This window comes from Mesorhizobium sp. P3_A9 (assembly GCF_056402975.1).
The window spans coordinates 1-1544 of record NZ_JBFUGJ010000657.1 but is presented as its reverse complement, the minus strand read 5'-3'; the positions used below and the strand labels follow the sequence as shown (position 1 = coordinate 1544).

At 55.0% G+C, this 1544-nt stretch carries 1 protein-coding gene; it reads left to right on the top strand.

Annotation, left to right across the window (positions count from 1 at the left end):
• A partial coding sequence (locus AC1DX0_RS35725; RefSeq protein WP_477359181.1) for a VapE domain-containing protein occupies positions 1–1543 on the top strand: 1543 nt, incomplete at its 5' end.
• Position 1544: the final 1 nt, after the last annotated feature.

The window sequence follows — 1544 nt, the reverse complement described above, 5'->3', positions numbered from 1 at the left end:
ACTCGGCACTGATCGAGCACCGACGATCACACAGGCGCTCGCAGCGCTGAACGAAATCAACCCAGAAGATTTGACATACGACGAATGGCGCAACGTCACATGCTCATATCGGCAGGCAGCGACAGGCCTTGTCCACGACGATCTTGTGCGCATGGGATGGAATAGCTGGTGCGGCGGTTACGCCAAAAACAACTCTGCCGACAACGAAAAGCTGTGGCGGTCGATCGATGCCGGAACATTGGTCGGCTGGATTTCATTGCATTGGAAAGCTTACGGCAGACCACCGCAGCCCGATCCAACGAAGATATTCGGCAGCAACGGAAACGTGCCGCAACCGGGCAGGCAGGTGCCACGTGAACTCGACGGGATCGACAACATCATCTCGACGGCAATCGTAGAGAAGAATTCGACCGTCGAGATTACAAAAATTTTGAGTGATGCCGGCTTACCCGTCGCATTCGATGAATTTGCGCAAACGATAGTGGTGACGGATACGCTACCTTGGGACAAGCGCGCATCATCTCCACGTCAGTGGGCTGATCTAGACACCACGCACTGTAAAGCTCTTGTCGAAAGTGTGGGCAGGAAGCCAGCTAAAGAAAATGTGTTTGATAGCGTAGCGATGATCGCGAACGCGCGCAAACAGCATCCGGTTCGCAACTACCTCAACAACCTCGTATGGGACGGCACAGAACGTCTGCCGCAACTGGCATCCGCATATTTCGGCGCGTCCGATACGCCATATGCTCGCATCGTTGGAACCAAATTTATGATYGGTGCAGTTGCGCGCATCATGTGGCCAGGTTCCAAAATGGATAATTTGCTTGTCCTCGAAGGACCGCAGGGACAGGGGAAGTCATCCGCAATTGAAGCTCTTGCCAGCGCGCAATGGTTCACTGACCGATTGCCCGATTTGCACACACCAGACGCTGCAATCCAACTGGCAGGCAAATGGATCATCGAACTTTCTGAATTGGCAAATGTGAAACGGTCGGATGCTGAAACCGTTAAAGGGTTCATTGCCAGATCAACCGACCGTTACCGCACGCCATATGGCAAGATCGCAATCGATCATCCCCGGCAATGCGTGTTTATCGCGACGACGAACGACGAACACTACCTTAAGGACCAAACGGGTAACCGGCGCTTTTGGCCTTTGAGGTGCTGTACGATCGACGTTGAGGCGATCAGGCGGGACCGCGACCAGCTTTGGGCCGAAGCTCTAACGCGGTATCGAGCCGGCGAGCGCTGGTGGCTCGACCGCGACGAGACGGCGCTTGCGGAAGCCGAGCAAGAGGACAGGCGTGAGGTTGACCCTTGGGAGGACCGGATTAAGGCGCACGTTGCGGTGATGGCCGGCATGCCGACAACGATTGAACTCGTGTGCAGGCTGCTCGAAATTCCCTTCGAACGTCAAAACGCATCGGTGAACGGTCGAATTGCTCGATGCCTGATCCTAGCTGGGTATCAGCGGAAACGATCATCATGGCCCGGCCCGGACGGGAAGCGATCTTATCACTATGAACAACGACGACGCCAATAAT